Origin of the sequence: Centipeda infelix ATCC 43532 (genome assembly GCF_000234095.1) — a bacterium.
Lineage (GTDB): Bacteria > Bacillota > Negativicutes > Selenomonadales > Selenomonadaceae > Centipeda > Centipeda infelix.
On the sequence record NZ_JH376798.1, the window covers coordinates 456,516 to 481,313 of the forward strand.

Consider the following 24,798-nt stretch of genomic DNA (forward strand, 5'->3'; position numbering starts at 1 on the left):
GCGGGGGAAGCTAATATGGCGTGATGGGTGTATGCTGAAAGCCTCCGCGCTGCGGCGAAGGAAGCTAATGTGGCGTGGATGAAAAGCCTCCCCCGTGCGGCACGGGGGAGGTGGCACGCGTCAGCGTGACGGAAGGGGCGCCTTGGCCAATGGAGGATCGCTGACTTCATGCGTGACTACAAGACAAAAACAAAGCAGTATGCGAAAGAACTGCGGCAACACATGACACCCGAAGAACGCCGTCTCTGGTACGATTTTCTGTCACAGAATTCTTGTCATTTTCGTCGTCAGCAGCCCATCGGAAACTACATTGCAGATTTCTATGCGCCATCAATTCGACTTGTCGTTGAGGTGGATGGCAGTCAGCATTTCGAGGAAACGGGACAGCGCTATGATGCCGCTCGAAGCGAATTTTTGAGACAACAGGGCGTTCGTGTGCTTCGCTTTACAAATGAGCAAATTCAAAGACGATTTCCCTCTGTCTGCGAGGCGGTTGGACGGGCGATTGCTGATATTCGTGCAGGAAAAGAGATTGGCGACGTAGAAGATGATGGGCATGTGTACTGATGTCAGAGCGTCAGACGAGCTAGAGGCGCTTTGGACGTTGGTGCGTTTCTGACGATAGGGCGTCGCTTGTGTCACAGGCGCCCCTATCGCCTCACTATGTTCGGCACTTACTGACCTGTCCGAGAAGCAAGCCCGAAGGGCGCAGCTGAGCGGGTAACAGGTCGTATGGGAAAACCTCCCAAGAACACAAGCCGAAAGGCGAAGTGTGATTGGAAGAGGTTGACCGCTCCCCCGCATCGGCGGGGGAAGCTAATGTGGCGTATAAGGGAAGGACGAAACTATGGCAGTAGAAGATCTGTGGCGGCTGTTCGATATCATCGGTACGCTCGCCTTTGCGGTGTCGGGGGCACTGGTCGGCATCTCGCGCCGTATGGACATCTTCGGGATCTCGGTGCTGGCTCTGGCGACGGCAGTCGGCGGCGGTATGGTGCGTGATGTGCTCGTCGGCATCACGCCGCCGATGGCGCTGCGGGATACGACGAACTTCCTCCTCTCGGTGGGGGTGGCGCTCGCAACGTCGTTCCTCTACCAGTGGACGGCGCTGCACCGTATGCGCCGCCAGCGGCTTCTCACGATCTTCAATGTGTCGGATACAATCGGACTTGCCGCCTTTACAATCACGGGTGCGCTGACGGGGGTACGCGTGGGTGGGGACGACAGCTATGTGCTGCCGATCCTGCTCGCGGCGACGACGGCGGTTGGCGGCGGTATGATCCGCGATGTGCTTGCACAGCGGATGCCCGTTGTGCTCTATGCTGAGGTCTATGCGGCGGCATCGCTCGTGGGGGCGTTTGTGTTCTGTGCGCTGCGCTTTACGCTCGGGGTGGAGGCGGACTCGTGGCTCGCGTTTCTCCTCGTCCTCATGATCCGCTTTGCGGCGATTCACTGGAACTGGAGTCTCTACCACCCGCGCCCGCCGAAGCGGCATCGGGATGGGGAGATGGAAGAATAAAAGGACACCTTTGCGGTGCCCTTTTTGCTCTATTGGATTTTCTTGCTTTTGTCCTGATTATATTTTGTAGCCTAAGGGCTGCATTCATGGAAAGCGTTATGTTCTTGCTGCGGTAATCGCTTGGACAAACTTTTTGGCTTGTTCCGTGACAGCGGCGAAGTCGTTGTTGTCTGCTCCCTTGGTGAGGCTGCCGCCTGCACCAACAGCGATGCATCCGGCGTTTAGCCATGCACCGGCATTGTCCGGTGTAACACCGCCGGTCGGCATTAGTACGGCTTGCGGCAGAGGACCATGGATTGCTCGGATCATAGCAGGCCCCGCTAACTCTCCCGGGAAGATTTTGATGATGTCGGCACCCGCCTCCATTGCTTCGATGACACCACTGAGTGTAGTGGTTCCGGGCATGACTGCAATCTGATAACGATGGCATAACTTTATCGTTTCTGCATCAAATGCCGGAGAAACAATGAATTGCGCACCCTCCAGTATTGCAATGCGTGCGGTGATTGCATCCAGTACGGTTCCCGCACCGATGATCACTGTTGGATCGTCGGCATACTTCTGACTGAGTGTGCGGATTGCCTCATGTGCATGCGGCGTGGTAAAGGTAAGCTCGATGCAGGTGACACCTCCCTCGATGCAGGCTTCGGCGACGTTGATGGCGTGCTCGGCATTCTTTCCGCGTACAACGGCAATGATACCCTGTGCTTTGATGGCGGAGAGGATTCGTTCTTTGTTCATATTATTTGCCCTCCTGTAGCAGAAAAGCTTCAAGCTGCGGTGCAGTTGGAAGTCCTTCGTTATCGCCGGCAGTCATAACCGAGCGTGCGCCGATTGCAGCCCCGCGCTGAACGGCATCTGCCAGTGAGTGTCCTTCGAGCAGTGCGCTGAGGACGCCAACGGCAAAGCCGTCACCTGCGCCGACCGTGTCGATTACTTCTTTTACGGGAAAGCCGGGGGTGTGGAAACTGCTGCCATCGGAACATTTGGTAAATGCTCCGATGGCACCCAGCTTGACAATTACTGTATCGACACCGCGTGCGAGGTACGTGTCGGCAATTGTTTCGGCATCATCGTGTCCTGTGAGGATGGTTCCTTCGCCAATCCCCGGAAGGACGATGTTGGCCTTCGCGGCGAATTCGTTGATGATATGAACCATTTCTTCCTTGGATTTCCACAGAGATGGGCGTAGATTCGGGTCGAAGGAGATGGGAATCTGTCGTGCACGCGCTGTGTCCATCAATAGGTTCAGTGCACGGCGTGCTTTCTCTGAGACACCGGCGGGAATGCCAGTCACATGCAGATGATTGATACTCTGCCAGTCGATGGTGTGAATGACATCGAGGGAAATGTGAGAGAAGGCTGTCCCCTTTCGAAAGTTGACGACGATCGGATCCTGTCCGTCGATCGGTTTTTCCTTGAGCTGTATGCCCGTTCGATCCGCGGCATCGACTTCGATGTATCGGGTATTGATCTGTTGTTCTGTGAGAAAGTCAAGAATGTGTGCGCCAAAGGGATCCTGACCAACACGGCTGATATAGCTGACGCTGTGGCCGAGCCGCGTCAAACCGATCGCTATATTCACCTCGGCACCGGAAACGCGGCGTCTGAAAAGAGGTACGTCTTTAAGTGGGCCATACTTCTCTGCCATGAGAAGAGCCATGGGCTCCCCAAAGGTCAGTATGTTTGCCATAGAGACTCCTTTCACATAGTATCCGTGATTCTCCAGGGGGAGACAATACGGCAGTATGCGGCGGCGGTTTCGCGGATCTCATCCCATGCGCCGTGTATGGCGCGTGATGCATTGACGAGGTTTCCGCCAATCCCGCAGACGACAGCGCCTCCATCCAGAAATGCTGCAATGTTGTCCGTAGAAATACCGCCTACAGCTGAGAGAGGAATATGGGGGAGCGGTCCTTGGAGCGCTTTGAAATACGGTGCTCCAAGCAGGTCGGCAGGAAAGACTTTCACGATGTCCGCCCCCGCTGTCCATGCATGTTCAATCTCTGTTGGAGTGAATGCGCCGGGCATGGTGAGGAGACCACATTCCTTTGCACGACGGATTACGGCAGGGGTTGTGTTGGGGGCAAGAATGAATTCAGCGCCTGCCGCTGCTGCGGCATCTACTGCCTCCGGCGTGAGTACTGTTCCGGCACCAATATGCAGTTGCATATCAAAACGCCGGCGCAATTCTTCGATGCCATGCAGTGCATCGTGTGTTGCAGCGGGATCGCCGGGATGCAGGGTGACTTCGACGAAGCGGATACCGCCGGAGAGCAGCGCTTCACATGTCGGTGGAAGCAGCGCTGAGGGGATATTGCGAATGATGGCGACGAGACGCTCTGTCAGCAGTTCTTGATGCAGTTCTGTCATGCGTATCCCTCCCGAAACAGGCTTGCTCTTCGGGCAAGGGCAATGGCACCTCGCCCGGAAAGCGCACACATAGTATCTTGATCAAGCGATCGTGTGGGATAATTTTCTGACGCGAGCAAGGTTTTGTATGCAGCTTGCATCAGCGGATTCCCTGCGATGATGAACACAGCCTCGGACAGGTTGGGGAAGAGGGGACTCCTCCTGAGTGCAATAAGATCATCTGCCAGCAGGATTCCGAGCAGGTAGTTCTGAACAACATTTGGCGTAGCCTCGTGAAAAAGGTCAAGGATGCGCGCCATAAACGCAGCATGACCAAAACCGGACTGCCTGCGGCAGACGACACCGCGTTGAAATGCCTCTGCATCGTAGTGCTCGGCGTAACTTTGTGCGGTACTGCTCGCGAGAATGGTGTCAAATGTCATTGCGTGGAGCAGCTCTCCAGCAAGGGTTGTTAGACATCCGCAGATGGTATCTCCGTTCGACACGGCAATGTATTTATTGTGTGAGCCGGGGAGAATGAGTACCATATGCTCAATGGAAGGAAAATATTGCAGTATCGCTGCTGCCTCGGTTTCCTCACCGCGCATGATGTCCATATGCCCGATCGTTTCATCTGTGAATGACATATCATTCATGTTCTTGATGCCCGGAATGAGATGAATGACCTGTGGACAGATTTCCGGCAAGTGGCAGGGGACAATCGCGTGGGAGAGCGCATCAAGGGAGATCGGCGCAGCAAGATGCGGGATCTCCTTGAGACCAACGTTGGAGGTGAGCATCCCTGCGCCCAATATGCAGGCGATGTCATCCATCGTGACCCCTGCCTTGCGTGCAGCTTCCCGCAAGGTATCCCGAACGGCTGCCGTCAGCTTTTTGTTATGCCTGTCAATCGCCGTGTGGCGCACGCCGATCGGCATCTGTGCTTCGGCGAGAATTGTTGTGTCCTGCCAGAGGAAGACTCGCGTATTGCTCGTTCCGGCATCTATCGTTGCGATCAGCATGGGACACCAGAAACATGTGGTTTCAGGGATAGTTTTTCCCGTACCGTACGGTTCACGATGTTGGGAAGATCATGACCGCTCAGAATATCTGCAATGCCGCGTGCTGCCTTCGTTTTGAGTTCGCATTCCGCCTCTTCGGAATACCATGCGGCATGCGGCGTGATGATGATGTTGGGCAGGGAGCGGAGCGGGGAATCCTGTGCCAGAGGCTCCTGCTCGGTCACGTCAAGCCCTGCAGCTGCAATTTTTCCTTGGGTCAGTGCGGCATAGAGCGCCTCCTCGTCAATCAGTGGTCCGCGTGACGTGTTGATGAGGATGGTGCTCGGTTTCATTATGTCAAATTCCCTGTGGCTGAGAAGATGCTCCGTTTCCTTGGTCAGCGGAACGTGAACCGAGATCATGTCCGATGCTTGGAGCACCTCGTCCAGCGTAAGGAGTTTGCCTCCATAGGAGGCGACACTTGCGGGGGGGACAAACGGATCGTATACAGCGAATTTCAGACCGAAAGCACGTGCCTTTTCGGCGAGCAGTCGTGGAATGCGTCCGAAGCCGAGCAGCCCAAGAGTCTGTCCTGCGAGCCGGTGAATGGGCTTGCAGATGTTGTAGTCCCAACCGCCGCCGTTTACTTGTGTGTGAAGTGGTGCGAGTTTTCGATGACAGGCCATCAGGAGTGCGAAGGCGTGGTTGGAGACTTCGTCTGCGCAGTAGTCGGGGACGTTCAGCACGCAGACACCGTGCTCCGTTGCCGCCTCCAGATCTACGGTATTGACTCCGACACCGTAGCGCGCAATGACTTTCAGATGCGGCAGCGCTTCTATGACGCGCCGCGTGATGGGGGCGTATTGATTGAGCAAGCCGGAGGCATCCGCACATGTACGGATGACATCATCCTCTGTGTGACACTGCTGCGGGATGAGTGTGAGTCCCGCGCGTGCAAGCTCGTGTTCTTCCGGTGCCAACGAGTCGTATTCATAGTCTGTAACGTATATTTTTCGCATGGAATCTCCTCACTTACATAAACCATTTCATCGGGATCAGAACCAGCTCCGGAATCAAGATGAAGAGGAACAGAACACCGTATTCCAGCAGGATAAACGGCCACAGTTTTCGTACAAGCGCATTGAGACTGACATTGCCGACACCGCAGCCGACAAAGAGAACTGTTCCTACAGGCGGTGTGAGCAGTCCGATCATGAGATCGAGTACCATGACGATGCCAAAGTAGACAGGGTCAATTCCTGCTGCCTTGATGAGCGGCATGAAGATGGGGGCAAAAATGAGGATAGCGGGGGTGCTGTCCATGACCATGCCGAGCAGGATGAGAAAGACGGCGATGACGATCAGAAGTATTGTCGGTGTTGACGTGAGGTCCTGTAGGGCAAAGACAACCTGCTGTGGCACGCCTGCTGTTGTTACGACCCATGCTGTACTCATGGCCGCAGCGGCGACAAGCAGTACCTGTCCCGTCGTTTTTGATGTGCCAATGAATACCTTTTTGAGGTCGTGCAGCCCCATCTCGCGATAGACGACAATGGAGATGAAGAGCGCATAGACCACGGCAATACAGCCCGCCTCTGTCGGTGTAAAGATGCCGAAACGGATGCCGCCAACGATGATAAAGGGCATGAAGAGGGCAAAGACGGAATCTTTGAATGCCGTCAGAATCTCGGGGATCGTCGCACGCTTGCCGACGGGATAGTTGTTTCGCTTTGCCATGATGTACCAAAGGATCATCAGGGCGAGTGCAATGATGAGTCCCGGTACGATGCCTGCCATGAACAAGCGGCCGATGGATGCCTGCCCGCTGACCCCGTATAGGATGAGCGGGACACTGGGTGGAATGATCGGTGCGATCATTGCTGAGGCACAGACGAGTGCTACCGATGTCGCACGATCATATCCCATCTGAATCATCATGGGGATCAGAATGGCTCCTAGTGCGGCCGCATCCGCAACGGCCGATCCGGAGAGCCCTGCAAAGATCGTACTGGCGATGATGACGACATAGCCAAGTCCGCCGCGCACATGTCCGACAAGACTAGCGACAAAGGTAACGATTCTCTTTGAGATCGTTCCGGCACTCATGATTTCACCGGCAAGGATGAAGAAGGGGATGGCGAGCAGTGTGAAACTGTTTGCTCCAAATACCACTGCCTGGGCAAGAAGCTGCGGGGTGAAATTGCCGATGTAGAGCAGCAGGACCGCGGATACCAGTAAGAGTCCAAATGCGATCGGAACGCCGACCATCAGCAGGGAAAATAGGGCGACGAGAAAGACTGCAAGAATTTCTGTACCGTTCATGATCTGCCCTCCTCGTTTGGGCGAAGGATCTGCGTTATCCTATATAGTGTCAACAGAATCATGCTGACGGCAAAGACAACCATGGATACTGTGATGCAGGAAAAGGGGATCCCTGTTGCAGAACTGATGTTGTTGCTCGATACGGCGACCTGTTCGATGCCGCCTACGAGCAAAATGCCCATTGCCAGCAGCACCAGACAGTTGGCAATGAGATCGCAGCATTTTTGTCCGCCTGCAGATAGACGGCTGGTCAGAACATCCACCTTCAGATGCAAACCGTCCAGTGCGGCGAGGATTCCGCCCAGAAAGATGAACCATACGAATAGATTGACGGACGCTTCGTCGCTCCATGTCAGGCCTGTGTTGAAACAGTATCGCATGATGACGTTGGCGAAGACGAGGAGAACAATGCCGCCCATCGCGGCAGATGCAAGAAGCGCAATCAGTGTTTCTGTCTTCTTCAGAATACCGGTCATGGAACATACCTCCATTATGGAACAGGCGCCGCCCAAGGGGTTCACCCCGGGGCGGCGCCCTCTTCCAATGCAGTTTATTGTACTTCCTTCAAGATGGCATCCAGACGCTCTTTTCCAATGTCGCCAGAAAATTTGTCATAGACGGGCTGTGCTGCCTCTTTCATCTTTGCGGTCTCCTCCGGGGACAGTGTATCGACCGTAAGACCGTGGTCTTTGATCTTTTGGAGATACTCAGCATCCAGACGACGATTGGTCTCGCGCTGGAAGATCTTTGCCTCGTCCGCACATTTTTGGATGAGTTTCTGATCCTCGGGGGAGAGCTTATCCCACGTCTTCCTGCTGATCATCAGTACATAGGGAGTGTAAAAATGGCGTGAGATGGTCAGATATTTCTGCGCTTCATAGAAGCCGGCATCGAAGATCAGTGTGTTCGGGTTCTCCTGTCCGTCAAGCGTTTTCTGCTCGAGAGCCGTGAAGACTTCGTTGAACGCCATTGGCTGTGGGTTTGCGCCCCAAAGTTTGAACGTCTCAAGATGGATCGGGTTCTGCATCGTACGGATCTTCAGACCAGAGAGGTCGGTGACGGATTTTACAGCATGCTTGCTGTTCGTCACATTGCGGAAACCGTTTTCGAAATAGCAGAGCCCCATGATGTTGACCGTATCAAGCGTCTTCAAGATGTCCTGACCGCTTGCGCCGTCGAGCACCTTATCTGCCTGTTCCGGTGTGGTGAAGAGGAACGGAAGATCAAATGCGAGGAATGCTTTCGTGAACTCGGAGACGGGAGAACTGGAGGGCATCGTCATATCAAGCGTGCCCATCTGAAGAGCCTCCATCATGGACTTGTCGTTGCCGAGCTGTCCGTCACCGAACAATTCCACCGTGATGCGGCCGTTGCTCTCTTTCTCTACAAGCTCCTTGAACTTTTTTAGTCCTTGTCCGCCGGAACTGTTGTCGATGCTGGAACCGAAGCCGACCTTCAGTGTGGTCTTTCCATCGGCATTTTGCGCACCACCACCGCCGCACCCCGCAAATACTGCGGATAGAAGCAGCATGGTGCAGAGTATACTTAGAAATCGTTTCATTACAGAGCACCTCCATACACTTGATATACCTTTCGCAATTCATCTAAAATTCATCCGATGAATTTATTGTATTATACGTGAAAAGAAAGAATGTTGTCAAGATAAAATCGTGATAAAAGTTGAAAAATAGGGGTTGCTGGAAATTAAATAGGGCGTGATAGATATATTTACGGAAAAGTCATCAGATAAATTATTTTACAAGCTATGCTATAATAAATATATAAATATGATAGAAAGGGAAAAATTATGAAGCTAAATTTGAATGGCGTTGCACTGACCGATGCTGTTGCTGCACAGATCATTGAATATATTCAAGAACATGGGCTTGCTCCCGGTGATAAACTTCCGACCGAGCAGGAACTCGTTGAAATGTTTCAGGTAAGCCGCAGTACGCTTCGAGAGGCATTTAAGACGCTCGTATCACGCAATATTCTCGAAACACGTCAGGGGTCCGGTACGTACGTTTCTCCGAAACGCGGGATTCCGACGGATCCGCTCGGACTCACATTTATGCAGACGGGGTCGCTGTTGGCGTTGGACTTGCTCGAGCTCCGGTTGATCTTGGAACCGGAACTTGCTGCACTCGCTGCGGTGCGGCGTTCACCATGTCAGCTCGCGCGTATTGAGGCGGCATGTGTTGCGACGGAACAGGATATTCGTGCGGATCGACCGCATGACTATAATGATCTCTTGCTGCATCGAGAAATTGCAGCAGCAAGCGGCAATAAAATTGCGCCAAACCTGATTGATATCATCTATTCATCAATTAGGCAGAATATCAATATTACCGATGGTTCTCTGCGTGAGCATACGAGGATTTACCATCGACGCATGGTAGAAAGCATCAAGGAGCAAGATCTACAGGGTGCGCGTTATGCGGTTATCGTACACTTGAGCGAGAACCGCCGCTATATCATGATGGAGGCGGGGGCCCGCGAGACTCCCCAATGAAAAAATCCCCGCACGCCGGAAATATCCGATGTGCGGGGATTTTATACTGTCATAGCAGCTTTTGGGAAATCGCTGATAAAATGAGGTCATTGGCGATTCCTTAGCAGTGGTGGTGGTCGACGCCGACCATGACGGATGTTGCCTTGATGACGGCATATGCCTCCTTGCCAACCTCAAGACCGAGCTCGCTGATGGCGTTCAGGCTGATGGTCGAGGTGATGACGTCACCGCCCTTCAGCTCGATGCCGACAATGCCGTTGACAGCACCCTTCTCGATGGAGACGACCTTGCCCTTGAGCTGATTGCGTGCACTGAGTTTCATGTGTTTCCCTCCCTTGTTTTGTAGTATCTTATATAGTATAACACAAAAACCCTGAAAAATTCGTGATAAATGTCACAAATTTCGCAGGGTTTTCAGAAGGCTGTTCTCAGCGCAGGAACACCACGTTGGTCGCGTCGAGGAAGCCGCTCGCGTTGTTCTCAAGGAGGAGGCGGTTCGCATCGTTCGCGGAGAGGACGGGGTTTGCGCCGCCATCGATGGAGACGGCACGCAGACGCAGGGGATTGGTACCCGCGCGCGTTGCATCCGCATCGCTGCGTGCGTAGGATGCCATGCCGTTCTGGACGACCTTGTCACTGTCGAGGTTCTTGTAGCCGTAGATGGGGCGGCCGTTCTCTGCCTTGATGACGGGGCTCATGGCAGTGCGCAGACCAAGCCCCGTGCAGTCGATGATGACGCCCGTATAGCCGCCGACTGCGCGACCCGTGGGAACAATCTCAGCGGGCGGTGTGGTGGGGGCAGCGGGTGTCTGTACTGCGGGCGTGGGAGCGGGAGCAGCGGGGGGCTGCACCGTGGGCGCAGGGGGGACGGGGATTTGCACGGTAGGTGCGGGCGTGTCGGGCATTGTTGAAGTCTGCGGTGTCGGATGCGTCGGGCGAAGCGGTGCGGGCTCACTCGGCGCAGCAGGTGTTGTCACTGCAGGCTGCGTCGGACGGAGCGGATTTTCTACCGCAGCGGGTGTGCTCGGGCGGAGCGGCGTCGGTGTCGTCACACGGTTCGCTGCGCTGTTCTGCATCTGTGCGCGGTCGTAGGTGCCATAGCCTGTCGTGTCGTAGTTCTGTGGCTGATACGGGACGTAGACCGCTGCGGGCGGTGTCCATGGCTCTGGGATCTTGTTCGGCGCGAAGACCGTGCTCGCAAGTGAGCTTGTTGCGCCATAGACGGGGAGTTCGAGTGTCACGGTGTAGGAGCCGTCACGCTGTGCCTTTTCCTCGCGGATCTCGGCACCCTTGATGAGGGCACTGACATGGGTGCGGACGGTCATGTTCGCGAGCATCAGGTTCTCGACTGTGGTCGAGGCGTCGACGTTCACGCCGTTCACCTGCTCGGCGAGCTGGCGATAGGCATCGGAGATTGCTGCGCGGCGGGCGAGTGCCTCGGCCTGCGTGCCGCTCGTCCCTGCGGGGGCGACGCCGAGACCGACGACGCGGATCGTGCCGCCGTCCCACTGTGCCGCCTCACCCGTGCCAACCGTGCAGACGGCAAGCGCAAGCATGAGGACGGCAAGAGCGAAGGATTTTACAATGTGCATACATATTCCTCCTTATTATAGGGAAGCCCTGATTCATTCAGCCACGTCATCTGAGCGCATCTTTATCGCTCTGGCGATGCGTCCGATTTGCCACCTTGCTCGGACGAAAAATCTACGCTAATCTGAGGGGCTGTTTTATCAGTGATTCCATAGAAGTCTTTAACTTTGAATATCTCAAATAAAGTATAGAACAGAATGAGAATATAATTAGTGTTTTATAAGAGAGTAAAAAGGGGAAAAGGAGAATTTGCTTATTGCAAGTAGAAAACAATTATACTATAATAAACATGATGGTTGAATTGTTCCCACAATTCTTTTATGCTACGATGGGAGGATATTCGATGAAGAAAAAATTTTTGGCAGCAATGCTCGGCGCGGCGATGGGGCTTGGTATGTATGCGGCTCCTGCGGATGCACACGGTGTCTTCTTTGCGAACCGTGTCGATACGAAGGCTCTCGTGCTCGGCGAAGGCCCGCTTGACAATGCGTATGATCCGGCGTGCGTGCAGCGCATCGATGCCTACGACGTGAATTTCCAGCCGACGACGGTGGAGCGCGTGGACGGCGAGAAGAACATCAGCATTGTGCCGGGCGAGGATCTCGGTGTGACGGCGACGTTCTTCGACTATGGCTATTTTGCAAAGACGACGGACGGCAAGGTGATCCCGACGCGTGATTTTTCGGGCATCGAGAATCTGAAGGCAGTGACGTATGCGTACAAGTACAATGTGCACTACTGGAACGAGGCTGTGAAGCCGGCGGGCATCTACAATGTGCCGATCCAGATTGTGCCCGAGGTGAACCCGCTGACGCTGCGGCGCGGCGATACGCTCCGTCTGCGCATCTACAAGGACGGTGCGCCGTATGCGAATGCGCCCGTGATCGCGGATGTGCTTGGCGACCTCACCAATGAGATGCAGGCGGATGCGAACGGCGAAATCTCTGTGCGCATTGCAAACAACGGGCTCAATGTCATCGGCGTCGAGGTCGGATTCCCGACGGACAATCCGATCGTGACGAAGAAGATCTTCAGCTCCCTCTCGTTCATTATCCCGGCAGAGTAAAACGTATATCTGAAAACAGAAAAGCGCAGCCGCGTGTGTGGCTGCGCTTTTTGTTTATACACGCAGATGCGCGTTTTCGTTAAGGCGAATTGCTTCTTGCTTTTTGTACGAGTTTTGGTACAATAAAAGTGAAAGGGTGTGATTGTATGCTGGCAGTGAATTTTTCGACGCTGCGCAGTAATCTGAAGTCCTATTGTGATGCTGCCTCACGGGATGCGGAGACGATTATCGTGACACGGCGCAATGAGGAGAATGTTGTGCTGATGAGCCTTGAAAACTATAACAATCTGGTGGAGAATGTCTTTCTGATGAGCGATCGGCGCAACTATGCACACATCGTCGAGGGGATTGAGCAGCTGCGTGCAGGATGTGTGACAGAGAAGTCATCGGAAGAATTGGAGCGGCTTCTCGATGAATAAGGTGTTCTCGGAGAATGCATGGCGTGACTTCATGACGTGGGTGCAGGAGGATCGTAAGACTGCACGCAAGATCAACGAACTGCTGGAGGATATTGAGCGGAACGGGCATGAGGGCATCGGTAAGCCGGAACCCTTGCGGCATGATCTCACGGGCTATTGGAGCCGCCGCATCACGCAGGTGGATCGCCTGATCTACACATTCGATGAGAAGAATATTTATATCGCCGCCTGCAAGGGGCACTATGAATAAGGGACTGTTGCACGAAGCTAGAAAACTTCATGCAACAGTCCCTTTCACACAATATGATATTTCTTCCACGGGATCTGGTTCAGGCGAATGCTGCTTAAAAAATCTACGATGTCTTTGCGTCCGTAGTATTGGGGCTTGCCGTCGTTGGTGAGGCTCATGAGGATGATCGGCATGCCTGGGAAGAAGCGCATGAGGGCGCGGCGGGTCTGCGTCGACTTGATGGTATAGCGCGTGACTTCGGGGGCGACGTGGATGATGGCGAAGGTCACGCCCTTCTCAATGATGACAGCTCCCTCGATGGTCATGTATGCGCTCCTTTCGGCTGTGTTCGTTATGTTGGCCAAGATCCTTCCTCCGTCACGCTGACGCGTGCCGATCGGGGAGTTCCTCTGCATTTTGCCCATTTTAGCAAAGCTAAGGGAAGCACTGATAAATTCAGCACTACCATATTAGCACATCTTTTTTGCCCGCTTTTCGTTAGCAAACCCTCCACATAGCTCTGGCTATGCGTCCGGTTTGCTGCCTCAATCGGACAGAAAAATCTACGCCAATCTGGCAGACTTCATTTTATCAGCGATTCCCTAATCGCACATTACAATATTAAATTGAAAAGACCTATTAAAATGAGGTTGCGGAAAGGGCAAGAAGCCCGTATAATGTATAATAAGGGCTATAAATTGACTTATTGTACAAATATAGCCACACCTTATGATGTTGACGGAAAAATTTGTGAAATTTTCCACAAATGTATACAGATGTGGAAGGGATTTTATTCTTTGCGTCGAATTTCGTAAGGGTACTGATATTCAACGAAGGCAGTACGCGATGTACGGCTCTGCAATCCAAGCGGAATGTGGGGGCGGTTTTCTTGTGCCTTTTCGGAATTACATTGCGGTGCTGTCGGAGGAGGAATATGAGGCAGGTTTTATCGGCGTATCGGAGGCAGATCGTCCTCTCGTTTGCGGCGGCGGCACTTATGGGCTGTGGCACGCTTCTTCTCATGGGAGAGCTGCGGCTCGTGGGAGCTCTGCTTGCGGGTACGGGGGCTGCGGTACTCTACTTTGCACAGATGGCGCAGCGCATCATGCGTGCGGCGCGTCTGGGTGCGGCAGGAACGTCGCAGGTGCAGGTGGGGTTGGTGCTGATGCTCGTGCTGATCGGGGCAGTCCTCTGGGCGGCGACGACGGCGGGCGTGCATTATTTCTTCGCGGCGGTGGGAGGCTTTCTCCTGATGCACGCGATTATGATGGTGCAGCTGATCGTGCGGACGATACGCGCCGATAGACGAGGTTCTTAGAACCTCGGTAGGTAACTGGGGGAGATCCCCCCGAGGGAGGTAGAGGTTATGCACGAAATCGGTGTTCGCGAGGCAGTGCAGATCGCCGGATTTACCTTCAATTCGCAGACGCTGGTGATGACGTGGATCTCGATGGTCGTTGTCCTCTTCATCGGTTGGCTCGCGACGCGCAATCTCAGGGTTGTGCCGACGTCGAACTGGCAGATGATGATGGAGACGGTGATCGAGGCGCTTCATGATCAGGTCGAGGAGAACATGGGGCCGCGTGGGCGTGGATTCCTGTCCACGTTCATCGTGTCGCTGTTCCTGTTCCTTCTCGTGTCGAATTGGATCGGTCTGATTCCGACGATGGCATCGCCGACAAATGATCTGAACACCACACTGGGACTGGCTCTGCTGGTCATTGTCATGATGCACGTCCTGGGACTTGCGGTGAAGGGGATGCACTATGTGGCGCATTTCTTCCAGCCGGTCGCACCGTTCATCATCATCAACATTGTCGAGGAGATTGCGAAACCGATCACGCTGTCGTTTCGTCTATTCGGCAACATCTTGGCGGGTGAGATTCTGATTCACATCCTGCTGCAGCTTCTCGGGAATGGCTCCACCATCCCCTCGGTGATCTGGCTGGCATTCAGTGTGTTTGTTGGCATTGTGCAGGCGCTCGTCTTTACGATGCTCTCCACGGCATACATCGGCGCTGCCATTAAGACCGATGACGGTCACTGATCTTTAGGCTTTCTCGTGCAACATGCACATCATCTAAGATTTTGTTCAACTGTTTAAGGAGGATCTTTTCATGGAAAACGCAATCATGGTCGCAGGCGCTCTTATCGGTGCGGGTCTCTGCTTTGGTCTTGCCGCGATCGGCGCGGGCATCGGTGACGGTCTTGTTACGGGCCGCTTCATCGAGGGGCTGGCACGTCAGCCGGAGGCGGGCGGCGTTCTCTTCACGCGTACACTGATCTCGGTCGGTCTGATCGAGGCACTTGCCATCATCGGCGTCGTTTTCGGCATCATCATGCTCTATGCAAATCCGCTGATTCACTAAGAAGTATGAATTGCACGGATTTTGCAAAGGGGGCATAGGAATTGAGTGAAATTACGCAAGGGCTGATTGATCTCAACGGGACGCTGCCTGTCCAAATCATCAACTTCCTGATTCTCGTTGCACTCCTGCGTGCGGTGGCGTACAAGCCGATTGTCCGCATGATGGATGAGCGCAGAGCGAAGATCGCCGAGAGCATCGAAAAGGCGGACGCAGATGCGGCTGCTGCCGAGGCGACGCTCAGTGAGTACAAGGCGCAGCTTGCTGCCGCGCGTACGAAGGCGCAGGAAATCGTCGATCAGGCGGAGAAGCGTGCCAGCGAGGAGCGCGAGGCGAGTATCCAGGCAACGAAGCGTGAGATCGAACAGATGAAGAAGGCGAATGAGCTGCAGATGGAGCGCGAGCGCGCCCATGCGGTCGAGCAGCTGAAGGCAGAGGTTGTCGCGCTGTCGCTCATGGCAGCGGGTAAGATCATCCAGAAAAATCTGGAGGCGAAGGACAACGATGCCATCATCGGCGAGTTTATCGCAAAACTCGACGCGAACAAGATTGGTGATGCGCCATGCTGAACATGGAACTTGCACGCAAGTACGCACGCGCGATCTTCGAGCTTGCCTGTGAGGATAACGCACTCAAGGAGTACGGCGCGGATCTGGCGAAGGTCCAGCAGCTCTATCAGGACTGCCCTGAGCTGAAGGCGTATCTCTGCAACCCGAACATCCAGCCGGAGGACAAAAAGTCCCTCCTGAAGGAGGTGTTCGAGGGCGGTGTGCGCGAGACGGTGCTGAACTTCCTCCTGCTGCTCATCGACAAGCGGCGCATGATGGTATTCGACGCGATCAGCGCGATCTTCGGTCAGCTCTCGAACGAGAAACTCGGTATCGCCGTGGCGGATGTCACGACGGTGGAGGCACTCGCACCCGCACAGGTGAAGGAGCTGACGGAGAAACTCGAACGCATCACGGGCAAGCAGGTAACTCTACGCGAGCACCGCGATTCCTCGCTCATCGGCGGCGTGGTGGTGCGCATCGGCGACCGCCGCATCGACGGCAGCATCAAGGGACGTCTCGCAGCAATGACAGCAGAGTTAATGGCGAACTAGCGGGGTGACAGCGAAATATGAAAATGAATCCGGAAGAGATTACTTCCATAATCAAGGAACGAATCAAGAACTATGATGTCGATCTGAACGTCAACGATGTCGGCACGGTTCTTGAGGTCGGCGACGGTATTGCCCATATCTACGGGCTGGACAAGGCGATGGCGGGCGAGCTGCTGGACTTCGGCAACGATGTCTACGGTCTCGTGCTGAACCTTGAGCAGGAGAGCGTTGGTGCGGTTCTGCTCGGCGGCGATACGGTCATCAAGGAAGGCGACACCGTGAAGCGTACGGGCCGCATCATGCAGGTGCCCGTCGGCGAGGCGATGATCGGCCGTGTCGTGGACGCGCTCGGTCGTCCGATCGACGGCAAGGGCCCCATCGACACGAAGGAGTTCCGTCCCGTTGAGTCGCCGGCACCCGGTATTGCGGACCGCAAGAGCGTTCACGAGCCGCTGCAGACGGGTCTCAAGGCAATCGATGCGCTCGTCCCGATCGGACGAGGGCAGCGCGAGCTCATTATCGGCGACCGCGGCACGGGCAAGACGGCAATCGCCGTCGATACGATTCTGAACCAGAAGGGGCAGAACTGTATCTGTGTCTACGTCGCCATCGGTCAGAAGGCATCGACCGTTGCTCGCGTTGTCAAGACGCTTGAGGACGGCGGTGCGATGGAGTACACGATCGTTGTCGCGGCAACGGCTGCGGACAGCGCACCGCTCCAGTACCTCGCTCCGTATGCGGGCGTTGCCATGGCGGAGTACTTCATGTACAAGGGCGGTCATGGGCTGTGCGTCTATGACGACCTCTCCAAGCACGCGGCTGCGTACCGCGCGATGTCGCTGCTGCTGCGCCGTCCGCCCGGACGCGAGGCATACCCGGGCGACGTGTTCTACTTACACTCCCGCCTCCTCGAGCGCGCGGCGAAGCTCTCCGACGCACTCGGTGCAGGCTCCATCACGGCACTGCCGATCATCGAGACGCTCGCGGGCGACCTTTCGGCGTACATCCCGACGAACGTCATCTCGATCACCGACGGTCAGATCATGCTGGACACCGACTCGTTCTACTCGGGTATCCGCCCGGCGATCAGCGTCGGTCTCTCGGTCTCCCGTGTCGGCGGTTCCGCACAGATCAAGGCGATGAAGCAGGTTGCGGGCACGATGCGTCTGGATCTCGCGCAGTACCGCGAGCTCGCGGCATTTGCCCAGTTCGGCTCCGACCTCGACAAGGCGACGAAGGCACAGCTCGATCGCGGCGCACGCATGGTCGAGACGCTGAAGCAGGCGCAGTACAGCCCGCTCTCCGTTGCCGAGCAGGTGCTCGTCATCTTCACGGCGGTGCGCGGACACCTCACGGATATCCCCGTGAACAAGGTCGTCACGTTCCACACGGACTTCCTCAAGTTCATGCGTTCCTCGCATCCCGAGATCGCATCGGCGATCACGTCGAAGCAGAAGCTCGACGATGCGCTCGAGGCGGACATCACGAAGGCGATTGCGGAGTTCAAGGACACCATCTCCTACAAAGAAGCGTAAGGGGAGAGGTGACTGTATATGGCAAATTTACAGGACATCCGTCGCCGCATCCGCAGCGTCAAGAGCATCCAGCAGATCACAAACGCCATGGACATGGTCGCGACCTCGCGTCTGCGCCGTGCCAAGGAAGCCGCGAACAACAACCGTCCCTACGCCGAGAAGACCGCTGCGGTCATTCGGAGTGTGGCGGCGGCAGCAAGCGGTGTCTCGCATCCGCTGCTTGAGCAGCACGCGGGCGGCAAACGCCTCATCCTCGTGATGGCGGCGGACAAAGGCCTCGCGGGTGCGTATTCCAGCAACGCCCTCAAGACGGCGATGACGCTCGTCGAGGACAAGGCGAATACGCAGATCGTTGCGGTCGGGCGCAAGGCACGTGATTTCTTCAAGAATCGCAGCTTTGACATTGTGCACGAGCGCGTCGGCATCAGCGAGCGCCCAAAGGCAACCCACGCACAGAAGCTCGCGGCGCAGGTCATCGGCGCATTCGAGGCGGGCGGCGTGAAGGAAGTCTACATGGTCTACACGCGCTTTGTCTCGGCGATCACCTGCGTCCCCGAGATCGTAAAGCTCCTGCCCTTTGAGGCGGAGAGTGAAAACGCGGCGCACGCGCAGGCACAGTACATCTATGAGCCGAATGCCGAGGAGGTGCTCGGGGCACTGCTACCGCAGTACCTGTTCACCACCATCTATGCGGCGCTCCTCCAGTCGGCGGCGAGCGAACTGAGTTCACGCATGAACGCAATGAGCAACGCGACCGACAACGCAGGCGAACTCATCGGGAAGCTCGACCTCTACTACAACAAGGTACGTCAGGCGGGCATCACGAACGAGATCAACGAGATTGTCGGCGGCGCCGAGGCACTCAAGTGACATCCATGCACAATGGGTACATGGAGGTAAGGAGGTTTTCCATTGGCAAAAGGTAAAGTCGTACAGGTCATCGGACCTGTCGTAGATATTGAGTTTCCGGCGGGCGAACTGCCGGAGATTCTGAACGCCATCAAGGTCACGGGCAAGGCCGCCGACCAGGAGATCAATCTCACGGTCGAGGTCATGCAGCATCTCGGCGACAGCGTTACGCGCTGCATCGCGATGAGCTCCACCGACGGCCTGATGCGCGGCATGGATGCCGACGATACGGGCGCACCGATCAAGGTGCCCGTCGGCGAGGCGACCCTCGGACGCGTGTTCAACGTCCTCGGCGAGCCGGTTGACCACAACCCCGAGCCCGTCGGCAACAAGGAGGCGTGGCCGATCCACCGTCCCGCGCCGAAGTTCGACGATCAGGAGACATCGACCCAGATCCTTGAGACGGGCATCAAGGTCGTTGACCTGATTGCTCCGTACTCGCGCGGCGGAAAGATTGGTCTCTTTGGCGGCGCAGGTGTCGGCAAGACCGTTCTCATCATGGAGCTCATTCACAACATCGCGACCGAGCACGGCGGCTACTCCGTCTTTGCGGGTGTCGGCGAGCGTACGCGTGAGGGCAACGACCTCTGGTCGGAGATGACCGAGTCGGGTGTTATCGACAAGACCGCGCTCGTCTACGGTCAGATGAACGAGCCGCCGGGAGCACGTATGCGCGTGGCTCTGACGGGGCTGACGATGGCGGAGTATTTCCGCGACGTGCAGGGGCAGGACGTGCTGCTCTTCGTTGACAACATCTTCCGTTTCATCCAGGCAGGTTCCGAGGTCTCGGCTCTGCTCGGACGTATGCCGTCCGCCGTTGGCTACCAGCCGACGCTGACGACCGACGTCGGCGCACTGCAGGAGCGTATCACCACGACGAAGAAGGGCTCGATCACGTCCGTGCAGGCGGTCTACGTCCCTGCGGACGACCTGACCGACCCCGCGCCGGCGGCAACCTTTACGCATCTGGATGCGACCACCGTTCTCTCGCGTCAGATCGCCGAGCTCGGCATCTACCCCGCCGTCGACCCGCTCGACTCCACCTCGCGTATCCTCGACCCGCACGTCATCGGGCAGGAGCACTACGAGGTCGCGCGCGGCGTGCAGGCGGTGCTCCAGAAGTACAAGGAGCTGCAGGACATCATCGCCATCCTCGGTATGGAGGAACTCTCCGACGAGGACAAGCTGACCGTCTCGCGTGCGCGTAAGATCCAGCGTTTCCTCTCGCAGCCGTTCGCGGTCGCAGAGGTCTTCACCGGCTCGCCCGGCAAGTACGTTGCGCTCAAGGACACGATCCGCGGCTTCCGCGAAATCCTCGACGGCAAGTACGACGAACTCCCCGAGGCTGCCTTCTACATGGTCGGCGGCATCGAAGAGGCGATCGAAAAGGCGAAGAAGCTCAAAGAGGAGGAGTAACGGATGGCGACCATCAAGCTGGAGATCGTATCTCCCGACCGCATGGTCTACGCCGCCGATATCGACATGCTCATCGCCCGCTCCACGGGCGGCGAGATCGGCATCCTGCCGAAGCACATCCCCCTCGTCACGGGACTTCAGCCGCATGCCATGAAGATTCATGTCGACGCCAAGGAACAGCTCATCGCTGTGGCGGGCGGCTTCATGGAGGTCACACCCGAGAAGATCACCGTTCTCGCAACCGCTGCGGAGGAGCCGATCGACATCGACATCAACCGCGCGCAGCGCGCCTATGAGCGTGCACAGGAGCGTCTGCAGCTCCTGCGCGAGAGCCCGGATACACAGGGCGGCATCATCGACGAACATCGTGCCACCCTCGCCCTCAAGCGCGCCATGGCGCGTCTGCAGACGGCAAAGGCTCCGAACCCCGGAGCGTAAGATTTGCAATGGAAACGCCCCAACCGCATCGGTCGGGGCGTTTTTGTATTGGAGAATCTGTATAAACTATGGTATAATTATCCCATTCCAGAAAGGCGGTGCATCATGCCACAGATTATTCCCATCAAGGATCTCAAGGATACCGCGCGCATCTCGGAGATGTGCCATGCAAGTGACGAGCCGATCTACGTCACGAAGAACGGCTACGGTGACATGGTCTTTATGAGCATGGAGACGTACGAAAATATGCAGGAGCGGGGACATATCTACCGCGAGATTGCTCGTGCCGAGGAGGATATTGAGGCGAGGCGGACGTATGACGCACGCGAGGCACTTGCTCGTACGAGACTGAAATATGCGCTATAGACTTATTGTTCCGGCGTATGTGAATGAGCAGATCGATACGTGCATTGCGTACATCGCACAGACACTATGCAATCCCGATGCAGCACGCAGCGTCTTGGATGATGTTGCAGTCGTCTATGAGCGGTTGGAACATCTGCCGGAAGCCTTTCCGCTATGTCGTGATACCTGCCTCCGCGCAAAGGAATATCGGAAGATAGCCCTCCCTCATCATAAGTATCTTCTTATTTATCGTATTGAGAAGCGCATCGTCTACATCGTCGGATTCTTTCATATACGTGAAAATTATCGGGACAAGTTGTAATTCAATATTATATACAGAAAGGAGGCACCTATGAATCTTGCCAACTACCGTACGTCCATCATTCTCGCTGTAACGTTTACGCTCCTGCTCTCAACGTTCTGGTTCTATCAGGACTTTGCGTTCATTATCTTCCTCTCACTGCTCCTACAGCTACTCCTAAAGCCCGCGGTGGACTTCATGGAGGCGCGACGGATGCCGCGCTCGGTTGCATCGGCAATCGCCATCATCGCGTTCATCCTCGTGCTCGCCGCACTCGCAAGCATCATCTCGCGCTCCGTCCTTCCGTCCTTCCAGCGGTTCGTTGCGGAGCTGCCGACCATCGGTCAGAGCCTGCAGCAGCTTCCCTTTCTCTCGGACACCGACTTCATCCAAGATGAGTTCGTGAACATCCTCGACCGTCTGCGCAGCGTCGGTGCGGATCTGCTGCGCGCCTCACTCTCCTTTATCCTCATCGCATTCGGGAAGGTCATCGACTTTGTCATCATCATTTTCGTATCGTTCTATCTCCTGAAGGATGGGCTCACGATCAAACTCTGGCTCGCGGATCTCTTTCCGCACACAGCGCGGCGGCGTGTTCTCCACCTCTTTGACACCCTGCTCATCGCACTGCGCGCCTACATTTGCAGTCAGATCGTTATGTGTGTCATCACGGGCGCTGTCGTTTTTGTCTACTTCCAACTGATGGGGCTGCCCTATGCCTCGGTCTTTGCCCTGCTGTCGGGCGTCAGCGAGTTTATCCCCGTGCTGGGACCCACCGTCGCCTCGACCCTCGGCACGCTCATGACCGCCTCAGCGATGCGGGAACTCACCGTGCAGACTGCACTCTTCTACGTCGCGCTTACGCAGGTCAACCACAACATCGTCTATCCCGCCCTCGTCGGCAAATCTCTCCACCTCCACCCCGTTGCCGTCATCCTCGGCGTCGTCTTCGGTGGCGAGATCCTCGGCGCGGCGGGCATGTTCCTCGCTGTCCCCTTCATCGTCATCGTCAAGATCGTCATCACCGACATCTACCGCGACCGGCAGGAGATGAAGGGGGAGGAGAGGATGGCAGACGCATAAAATGGGACAAGAAAACCGCCGTACCAATTGGTGCGGCGGTTTCGGGTATATGGGAAATAAGGAAGAATGGGGGAAGGAATTTACGCGAGCATGGAACGAAGGAACCAGATCTGCTTTGCGTAGTTGGTGACGTGATCCTCCATGAGGTTGGCAACGCCGAAGCAGTCATGTGCATCGGCAGCCTTGCGGATCTCGAGTGCCTGGTCACGGAGGAGTTCGAGGTCAGCGAGTGTGATCTCGAGTGCCTTCTTCTGATCGACAGCCTCATCGCCGAGCTCCTTAATCGTTGCGATTGCGAGGTAACCCTTCAGGCTCGCGACCGGCTGTGCCCCCGCGATCTTCAGCAGCTCCGCCGTCTCATCGAGCACGTCCGCGAACGCATCGTAGAGCGACTCGAGGTACTCGTGGACTGCCTTGAACTGCGGGCCGACAACGTTCCAGTGGAGGTTGTGCAGCTTGATGTAGCCGACGCCGATGTTGGCGATGTAGGTGTTGAGCGCATTGTTAAGGTTTGCATCATTTGCGTGTGACATAGTGGAAAATCCCCTTTCATAATTTTGTAGTGCAGATCCCTGAGAATCTGTTTCATATTCTGTTGACATTGACTATTATAGACAAAACTGTTTTATTTGTCAATAGTTATTATTAAATATCGAAATAAAAATTTATGAGAAGGACTGTTTATCTTGACAAATAGGATATTTTGTATATAATTCATATCTATAAACTATGTGTTTTCAAAAATGGAAAAGAGGAATATCCATGAGCGAGAAAAACTATCACTTTGAAACCCTGCAGGTGCGTGTCGGACAGGAGGAGGCAGATCCCGTCACGGATGCGCGTGCGGTGCCGATCTATCAGACGACCTCGTACGTGTTCCACAATGCGCAGCACGCCGCCGACCGCTTTGCGCTCAAAGATCCGGGCTATATCTACGGGCGGCTCATGAACCCGACGCAGGATGTGTTCGAGAAGCGCATCGCGGCGCTTGAGGGCGGCGCGGCGGCACTCGCGTTTGCCTCGGGGGCGGCGGCGATCACGGCGACGTTCCAAGGGCTCGCACATGCGGGCGATCACATCGTCGCGCAGCAGACGATCTACGGCGGCTCGTACAACCTCCTCGCGCATACGGTGAAGGAGTGGGGCATCGACGTGACCTTTGTCGATCCGAAGGCGGGCGCACAGGGCTTTGCAGATGCGATCCGTCCGAATACGAAGTGCGTCTTCATCGAGACCGTCGGCAACCCGAATGCCGATCTCATCGACATCGAGGCGGTCGCACAGGCGGCGCACGCGCAGGGCGTACCTGTCGTTATCGACAACACCTTTGCCACGCCCTACCTCCTGCGCCCCATCGAGCACGGTGCGGACATCGTTGTACACTCCGCGACGAAGTTCCTCGGCGGGCACGGCGCGAGCCTCGGCGGCGTGATCGTCGACGGGGGCAAGTTCGACTGGAAGGCATCGGGACGCTTCCCGCACCTCACCGACCCGAACCCAAGCTATCACGGCGTGAGCTTCGTCGATGCGCTCGGTCCTGTCGCATTCGTTGTCTATATCCGTGCACTCATCCTGCGCGACACGGGCGCGGCCATCGCACCACAGAGCGCGTTCTACTTCATCCACGGGCTTGAGACGCTGTCCCTGCGTGTCGAGCGTCATGTGGAGAATGCGCTGAAGATCGTGGACTTCCTCACGAAGCACCCGAAGGTTGCGAAGGTCAATCATCCCTCCCTGCCCAACCATCCCGACCATGAAATCTACAAGCGGTACTTCCCGCACGGCGGCATCTCCATCTTTACGTTCGACATTGTGGGCGGGCGCGAGGCAGCGTTCCGCTTTATCGACAAACTGACGCTGTTCTCGCTGCTGGCGAACGTTGCAGACGTGAAGTCCCTCGTCATCCACCCCGCGACCACCACGCACTCGCAGATGAACGAAGCCGAGCTTGCCGCCTCCGGCATCGGTGAGGGAACGGTACGCCTCTCCATCGGCATCGAGCACGTTGACGACCTCATTGCGGATCTTGAGGAGGCACTCGCCGCGGTGTGAGGATGTTGTGAGCAGTAATGCCTGGGCATCACCGCACTTCCGAAAAAAGCCCTTGCCAATGCGCCCCTCGCTGTGCTATAATGCGTCATGTCGCATAAGCACATGGAGAGGTGTCCGAGTGGTCGAAGGTGCTTGACTCGAAATCAAGTGTGGTGATGAGCCACCGTGGGTTCGAATCCCACCCTCTCTGCCATTGAAAAATAAGGCTTCGTGGAGATTTCCACGAAGCCTTTTCTGCGCG

General features: G+C 55.9%; 31 protein-coding genes and 1 tRNA gene. 20 read left to right on the forward strand and 12 right to left on the reverse strand.

What is annotated here, in order from left to right:
• Positions 1-168: 168 nt before the first annotated feature.
• Both HMPREF9334_RS05330 and HMPREF9334_RS05335 read left to right on the forward strand, forming a co-directional pair.
• Entirely contained in the window at positions 169-567 is a 399-nt protein-coding gene (locus HMPREF9334_RS05330) for an endonuclease domain-containing protein (protein WP_006692463.1), read from the forward strand.
• A gap of 280 nt (positions 568-847) precedes the next feature.
• The gene (locus HMPREF9334_RS05335) at positions 848-1,519 is read left to right on the forward strand and encodes a trimeric intracellular cation channel family protein (protein ID WP_006692464.1); all 672 of its coding nucleotides are present in this window, start codon (positions 848-850) and stop codon (positions 1,517-1,519) included.
• A gap of 96 nt (positions 1,520-1,615) precedes the next feature.
• Here HMPREF9334_RS05335 and HMPREF9334_RS05340 read toward each other — a convergent pair whose 3' ends face one another.
• The 8 genes from HMPREF9334_RS05340 to HMPREF9334_RS05375 form a co-directional block, all read right to left on the reverse strand.
• Positions 1,616-2,260 carry a bifunctional 2-keto-4-hydroxyglutarate aldolase/2-keto-3-deoxy-6-phosphogluconate aldolase gene (locus tag HMPREF9334_RS05340; protein ID WP_006692465.1) on the reverse strand — a complete coding sequence of 215 codons (645 nt, stop codon included), beginning with the start codon at positions 2,258-2,260 and terminating at the stop codon, positions 1,616-1,618.
• A gap of 1 nt (position 2,261) precedes the next feature.
• Positions 2,262-3,212 (reverse strand): sugar kinase, encoded by a 951-nt coding sequence (locus HMPREF9334_RS05345; protein WP_006692466.1) that lies wholly within the window; start codon positions 3,210-3,212, stop codon positions 2,262-2,264.
• Positions 3,213-3,223: 11 nt separating this feature from the next.
• Positions 3,224-3,892 carry a bifunctional 4-hydroxy-2-oxoglutarate aldolase/2-dehydro-3-deoxy-phosphogluconate aldolase gene (locus HMPREF9334_RS05350; protein WP_006692467.1) on the reverse strand — a complete coding sequence of 223 codons (669 nt, stop codon included), beginning with the start codon at positions 3,890-3,892 and terminating at the stop codon, positions 3,224-3,226.
• On the reverse strand, positions 3,889-4,893 hold the full coding sequence (locus HMPREF9334_RS05355) for a 2-dehydro-3-deoxygalactonokinase (RefSeq protein WP_006692468.1): 1,005 nt from the start codon (positions 4,891-4,893) through the stop codon (positions 3,889-3,891). Before HMPREF9334_RS05355 ends, HMPREF9334_RS05350 begins: the two co-directional genes overlap by 4 nt.
• Complete coding sequence (locus tag HMPREF9334_RS05360; RefSeq protein ID WP_006692469.1) at positions 4,887-5,891, reverse strand: C-terminal binding protein; 1,005 nt, start codon at positions 5,889-5,891, stop codon at positions 4,887-4,889. The genes HMPREF9334_RS05355 and HMPREF9334_RS05360 overlap by 7 nt, the downstream gene beginning before the upstream one ends.
• A 13-nt stretch (positions 5,892-5,904) precedes the next feature.
• On the reverse strand, positions 5,905-7,194 hold the full coding sequence (locus tag HMPREF9334_RS05365) for a TRAP transporter large permease (protein WP_006692470.1): 1,290 nt from the start codon (positions 7,192-7,194) through the stop codon (positions 5,905-5,907).
• Entirely contained in the window at positions 7,191-7,670 is a 480-nt protein-coding gene (locus tag HMPREF9334_RS05370; protein WP_006692471.1) for a TRAP transporter small permease, read from the reverse strand. Before HMPREF9334_RS05370 ends, HMPREF9334_RS05365 begins: the two co-directional genes overlap by 4 nt.
• A gap of 74 nt (positions 7,671-7,744) precedes the next feature.
• Positions 7,745-8,755, reverse strand: a complete 1,011-nt coding sequence (locus HMPREF9334_RS05375; protein WP_006692472.1) for a TRAP transporter substrate-binding protein — start codon at positions 8,753-8,755, stop codon at positions 7,745-7,747.
• Positions 8,756-9,013: 258 nt separating this feature from the next.
• Here HMPREF9334_RS05375 and HMPREF9334_RS05380 point away from each other — a divergent pair, with 258 nt between their 5' ends.
• Complete coding sequence (locus HMPREF9334_RS05380) at positions 9,014-9,706, forward strand: FadR/GntR family transcriptional regulator (protein WP_245535226.1); 693 nt, start codon at positions 9,014-9,016, stop codon at positions 9,704-9,706.
• A 100-nt stretch (positions 9,707-9,806) separates the two neighbouring features.
• Here HMPREF9334_RS05380 and HMPREF9334_RS05385 read toward each other — a convergent pair whose 3' ends face one another.
• Together HMPREF9334_RS05385 and HMPREF9334_RS05390 are read right to left on the reverse strand one after the other, a co-directional pair.
• Positions 9,807-10,028, reverse strand: a complete 222-nt coding sequence (locus tag HMPREF9334_RS05385) for a TOBE domain-containing protein (protein ID WP_006692474.1) — start codon at positions 10,026-10,028, stop codon at positions 9,807-9,809.
• A gap of 106 nt (positions 10,029-10,134) precedes the next feature.
• Entirely contained in the window at positions 10,135-11,298 is a 1,164-nt protein-coding gene (locus HMPREF9334_RS05390) for an LPP20 family lipoprotein (protein ID WP_006692475.1), read from the reverse strand.
• 341 nt (positions 11,299-11,639) lie between these two features.
• Here HMPREF9334_RS05390 and HMPREF9334_RS05395 point away from each other — a divergent pair, with 341 nt between their 5' ends.
• From HMPREF9334_RS05395 to HMPREF9334_RS05405, 3 genes are all read left to right on the forward strand, one after another.
• The gene (locus HMPREF9334_RS05395; protein ID WP_006692476.1) at positions 11,640-12,362 is read left to right on the forward strand and encodes a DUF4198 domain-containing protein; all 723 of its coding nucleotides are present in this window, start codon (positions 11,640-11,642) and stop codon (positions 12,360-12,362) included.
• Positions 12,363-12,508: 146 nt separating this feature from the next.
• Positions 12,509-12,781 carry a type II toxin-antitoxin system Phd/YefM family antitoxin gene (locus tag HMPREF9334_RS05400; RefSeq protein WP_006692477.1) on the forward strand — a complete coding sequence of 91 codons (273 nt, stop codon included), beginning with the start codon at positions 12,509-12,511 and terminating at the stop codon, positions 12,779-12,781.
• Positions 12,774-13,031: a Txe/YoeB family addiction module toxin gene (locus tag HMPREF9334_RS05405; protein ID WP_006692478.1), complete on the forward strand. Its 258-nt coding sequence runs from the start codon at positions 12,774-12,776 to the stop codon at positions 13,029-13,031. Before HMPREF9334_RS05400 ends, HMPREF9334_RS05405 begins: the two co-directional genes overlap by 8 nt.
• 44 nt (positions 13,032-13,075) lie before the next feature.
• On the opposite strand, the gene HMPREF9334_RS05410 is transcribed toward HMPREF9334_RS05405, so the two are convergent.
• Positions 13,076-13,336 carry a hypothetical protein gene (locus HMPREF9334_RS05410; protein ID WP_006692479.1) on the reverse strand — a complete coding sequence of 87 codons (261 nt, stop codon included), beginning with the start codon at positions 13,334-13,336 and terminating at the stop codon, positions 13,076-13,078.
• Positions 13,337-13,944: 608 nt separating this feature from the next.
• Between HMPREF9334_RS05410 and HMPREF9334_RS05415 the strand changes: the two genes are divergently transcribed.
• From HMPREF9334_RS05415 to HMPREF9334_RS05470, 12 genes are all read left to right on the forward strand, one after another.
• The gene (locus HMPREF9334_RS05415; RefSeq protein WP_039957315.1) at positions 13,945-14,328 is read left to right on the forward strand and encodes a hypothetical protein; all 384 of its coding nucleotides are present in this window, start codon (positions 13,945-13,947) and stop codon (positions 14,326-14,328) included.
• Between the two features lie 48 nt (positions 14,329-14,376).
• On the forward strand, positions 14,377-15,057 hold the full coding sequence (gene atpB / locus HMPREF9334_RS05420) for a F0F1 ATP synthase subunit A (protein ID WP_006692481.1): 681 nt from the start codon (positions 14,377-14,379) through the stop codon (positions 15,055-15,057).
• 70 nt (positions 15,058-15,127) lie between these two features.
• Positions 15,128-15,379: a F0F1 ATP synthase subunit C gene (atpE, locus tag HMPREF9334_RS05425; protein WP_006690454.1), complete on the forward strand. Its 252-nt coding sequence runs from the start codon at positions 15,128-15,130 to the stop codon at positions 15,377-15,379.
• A gap of 41 nt (positions 15,380-15,420) precedes the next feature.
• On the forward strand, positions 15,421-15,945 hold the full coding sequence (gene atpF, locus HMPREF9334_RS05430) for a F0F1 ATP synthase subunit B (protein ID WP_006692482.1): 525 nt from the start codon (positions 15,421-15,423) through the stop codon (positions 15,943-15,945).
• Positions 15,939-16,478 carry a F0F1 ATP synthase subunit delta gene (locus HMPREF9334_RS05435; RefSeq protein ID WP_006692483.1) on the forward strand — a complete coding sequence of 180 codons (540 nt, stop codon included), beginning with the start codon at positions 15,939-15,941 and terminating at the stop codon, positions 16,476-16,478. The genes atpF and HMPREF9334_RS05435 overlap by 7 nt, the downstream gene beginning before the upstream one ends.
• 17 nt (positions 16,479-16,495) lie before the next feature.
• A complete protein-coding gene (gene atpA, locus HMPREF9334_RS05440; RefSeq protein WP_006692484.1) occupies positions 16,496-18,013 on the forward strand; it encodes a F0F1 ATP synthase subunit alpha in 1,518 nt (505 codons plus the stop codon).
• Positions 18,014-18,031: 18 nt separating this feature from the next.
• The gene (gene atpG, locus HMPREF9334_RS05445) at positions 18,032-18,883 is read left to right on the forward strand and encodes an ATP synthase F1 subunit gamma (protein WP_006692485.1); all 852 of its coding nucleotides are present in this window, start codon (positions 18,032-18,034) and stop codon (positions 18,881-18,883) included.
• 42 nt (positions 18,884-18,925) lie between these two features.
• Positions 18,926-20,338, forward strand: coding sequence for a F0F1 ATP synthase subunit beta (gene atpD, locus HMPREF9334_RS05450; RefSeq protein ID WP_006692486.1), 1,413 nt, complete (start codon positions 18,926-18,928; stop codon positions 20,336-20,338).
• Positions 20,339-20,341: 3 nt separating this feature from the next.
• The gene (locus tag HMPREF9334_RS05455; RefSeq protein ID WP_006692487.1) at positions 20,342-20,776 is read left to right on the forward strand and encodes a F0F1 ATP synthase subunit epsilon; all 435 of its coding nucleotides are present in this window, start codon (positions 20,342-20,344) and stop codon (positions 20,774-20,776) included.
• Positions 20,777-20,881: 105 nt separating this feature from the next.
• On the forward strand, positions 20,882-21,142 hold the full coding sequence (locus HMPREF9334_RS05460; RefSeq protein WP_006692488.1) for a type II toxin-antitoxin system prevent-host-death family antitoxin: 261 nt from the start codon (positions 20,882-20,884) through the stop codon (positions 21,140-21,142).
• Entirely contained in the window at positions 21,132-21,443 is a 312-nt protein-coding gene (locus HMPREF9334_RS05465; RefSeq protein ID WP_006692489.1) for a type II toxin-antitoxin system RelE/ParE family toxin, read from the forward strand. The genes HMPREF9334_RS05460 and HMPREF9334_RS05465 overlap by 11 nt, the downstream gene beginning before the upstream one ends.
• Before the next feature lie 30 nt (positions 21,444-21,473).
• Complete coding sequence (locus HMPREF9334_RS05470) at positions 21,474-22,505, forward strand: AI-2E family transporter (protein ID WP_006692490.1); 1,032 nt, start codon at positions 21,474-21,476, stop codon at positions 22,503-22,505.
• A gap of 80 nt (positions 22,506-22,585) precedes the next feature.
• Here the strand turns inward: HMPREF9334_RS05470 and HMPREF9334_RS05475 are convergent, their stop codons facing one another.
• Complete coding sequence (locus HMPREF9334_RS05475; RefSeq protein WP_006692491.1) at positions 22,586-23,038, reverse strand: Dps family protein; 453 nt, start codon at positions 23,036-23,038, stop codon at positions 22,586-22,588.
• 229 nt (positions 23,039-23,267) lie between these two features.
• Between HMPREF9334_RS05475 and HMPREF9334_RS05480 the strand changes: the two genes are divergently transcribed.
• Both HMPREF9334_RS05480 and HMPREF9334_RS05485 read left to right on the forward strand, forming a co-directional pair.
• Positions 23,268-24,557 (forward strand): O-acetylhomoserine aminocarboxypropyltransferase/cysteine synthase family protein, encoded by a 1,290-nt coding sequence (locus HMPREF9334_RS05480; protein ID WP_006692492.1) that lies wholly within the window; start codon positions 23,268-23,270, stop codon positions 24,555-24,557.
• 104 nt (positions 24,558-24,661) lie between these two features.
• Positions 24,662-24,750 (forward strand) — tRNA-Ser (locus HMPREF9334_RS05485).
• The last annotated feature ends 48 nt before the right edge of the window (positions 24,751-24,798 follow it).

Bases quoted from the DNA above. Each gene is read 5' to 3' on its own strand.
- HMPREF9334_RS05375 (WP_006692472.1), bottom strand. From the start codon at position 8,755: ATGAAACGATTTCTAAGTATACTCTGCACCATGCTGCTTCTATCCGCA.
- HMPREF9334_RS05395 (WP_006692476.1), top strand. From the start codon at position 11,640: ATGAAGAAAAAATTTTTGGCAGCAATGCTCGGCGCGGCGATGGGGCTT.
- HMPREF9334_RS05360 (WP_006692469.1), bottom strand. From the start codon at position 5,891: ATGCGAAAAATATACGTTACAGACTATGAATACGACTCGTTGGCACCG.
- HMPREF9334_RS05345 (WP_006692466.1), bottom strand. From the start codon at position 3,212: ATGGCAAACATACTGACCTTTGGGGAGCCCATGGCTCTTCTCATGGCA.
- HMPREF9334_RS05405 (WP_006692478.1), top strand. From the start codon at position 12,774: ATGAATAAGGTGTTCTCGGAGAATGCATGGCGTGACTTCATGACGTGG.
- HMPREF9334_RS05470 (WP_006692490.1), top strand. From the start codon at position 21,474: ATGAATCTTGCCAACTACCGTACGTCCATCATTCTCGCTGTAACGTTT.
- HMPREF9334_RS05385 (WP_006692474.1), bottom strand. From the start codon at position 10,028: ATGAAACTCAGTGCACGCAATCAGCTCAAGGGCAAGGTCGTCTCCATC.
- atpG (WP_006692485.1), top strand. From the start codon at position 18,032: ATGGCAAATTTACAGGACATCCGTCGCCGCATCCGCAGCGTCAAGAGC.
- HMPREF9334_RS05335 (WP_006692464.1), top strand. From the start codon at position 848: ATGGCAGTAGAAGATCTGTGGCGGCTGTTCGATATCATCGGTACGCTC.
- HMPREF9334_RS05390 (WP_006692475.1), bottom strand. From the start codon at position 11,298: ATGCACATTGTAAAATCCTTCGCTCTTGCCGTCCTCATGCTTGCGCTT.
- HMPREF9334_RS05465 (WP_006692489.1), top strand. From the start codon at position 21,132: ATGCGCTATAGACTTATTGTTCCGGCGTATGTGAATGAGCAGATCGAT.
- HMPREF9334_RS05355 (WP_006692468.1), bottom strand. From the start codon at position 4,893: ATGCTGATCGCAACGATAGATGCCGGAACGAGCAATACGCGAGTCTTC.
- HMPREF9334_RS05455 (WP_006692487.1), top strand. From the start codon at position 20,342: ATGGCGACCATCAAGCTGGAGATCGTATCTCCCGACCGCATGGTCTAC.
- HMPREF9334_RS05435 (WP_006692483.1), top strand. From the start codon at position 15,939: ATGCTGAACATGGAACTTGCACGCAAGTACGCACGCGCGATCTTCGAG.
- HMPREF9334_RS05460 (WP_006692488.1), top strand. From the start codon at position 20,882: ATGCCACAGATTATTCCCATCAAGGATCTCAAGGATACCGCGCGCATC.
- atpE (WP_006690454.1), top strand. From the start codon at position 15,128: ATGGAAAACGCAATCATGGTCGCAGGCGCTCTTATCGGTGCGGGTCTC.
- HMPREF9334_RS05400 (WP_006692477.1), top strand. From the start codon at position 12,509: ATGCTGGCAGTGAATTTTTCGACGCTGCGCAGTAATCTGAAGTCCTAT.
- HMPREF9334_RS05475 (WP_006692491.1), bottom strand. From the start codon at position 23,038: ATGTCACACGCAAATGATGCAAACCTTAACAATGCGCTCAACACCTAC.
- HMPREF9334_RS05370 (WP_006692471.1), bottom strand. From the start codon at position 7,670: ATGACCGGTATTCTGAAGAAGACAGAAACACTGATTGCGCTTCTTGCA.
- HMPREF9334_RS05340 (WP_006692465.1), bottom strand. From the start codon at position 2,260: ATGAACAAAGAACGAATCCTCTCCGCCATCAAAGCACAGGGTATCATT.
- HMPREF9334_RS05350 (WP_006692467.1), bottom strand. From the start codon at position 3,892: ATGACAGAACTGCATCAAGAACTGCTGACAGAGCGTCTCGTCGCCATC.
- HMPREF9334_RS05415 (WP_039957315.1), top strand. From the start codon at position 13,945: ATGAGGCAGGTTTTATCGGCGTATCGGAGGCAGATCGTCCTCTCGTTT.
- HMPREF9334_RS05480 (WP_006692492.1), top strand. From the start codon at position 23,268: ATGAGCGAGAAAAACTATCACTTTGAAACCCTGCAGGTGCGTGTCGGA.
- atpA (WP_006692484.1), top strand. From the start codon at position 16,496: ATGAAAATGAATCCGGAAGAGATTACTTCCATAATCAAGGAACGAATC.
- HMPREF9334_RS05365 (WP_006692470.1), bottom strand. From the start codon at position 7,194: ATGAACGGTACAGAAATTCTTGCAGTCTTTCTCGTCGCCCTATTTTCC.
- HMPREF9334_RS05410 (WP_006692479.1), bottom strand. From the start codon at position 13,336: ATGACCATCGAGGGAGCTGTCATCATTGAGAAGGGCGTGACCTTCGCC.
- atpB (WP_006692481.1), top strand. From the start codon at position 14,377: ATGCACGAAATCGGTGTTCGCGAGGCAGTGCAGATCGCCGGATTTACC.
- HMPREF9334_RS05330 (WP_006692463.1), top strand. From the start codon at position 169: ATGCGTGACTACAAGACAAAAACAAAGCAGTATGCGAAAGAACTGCGG.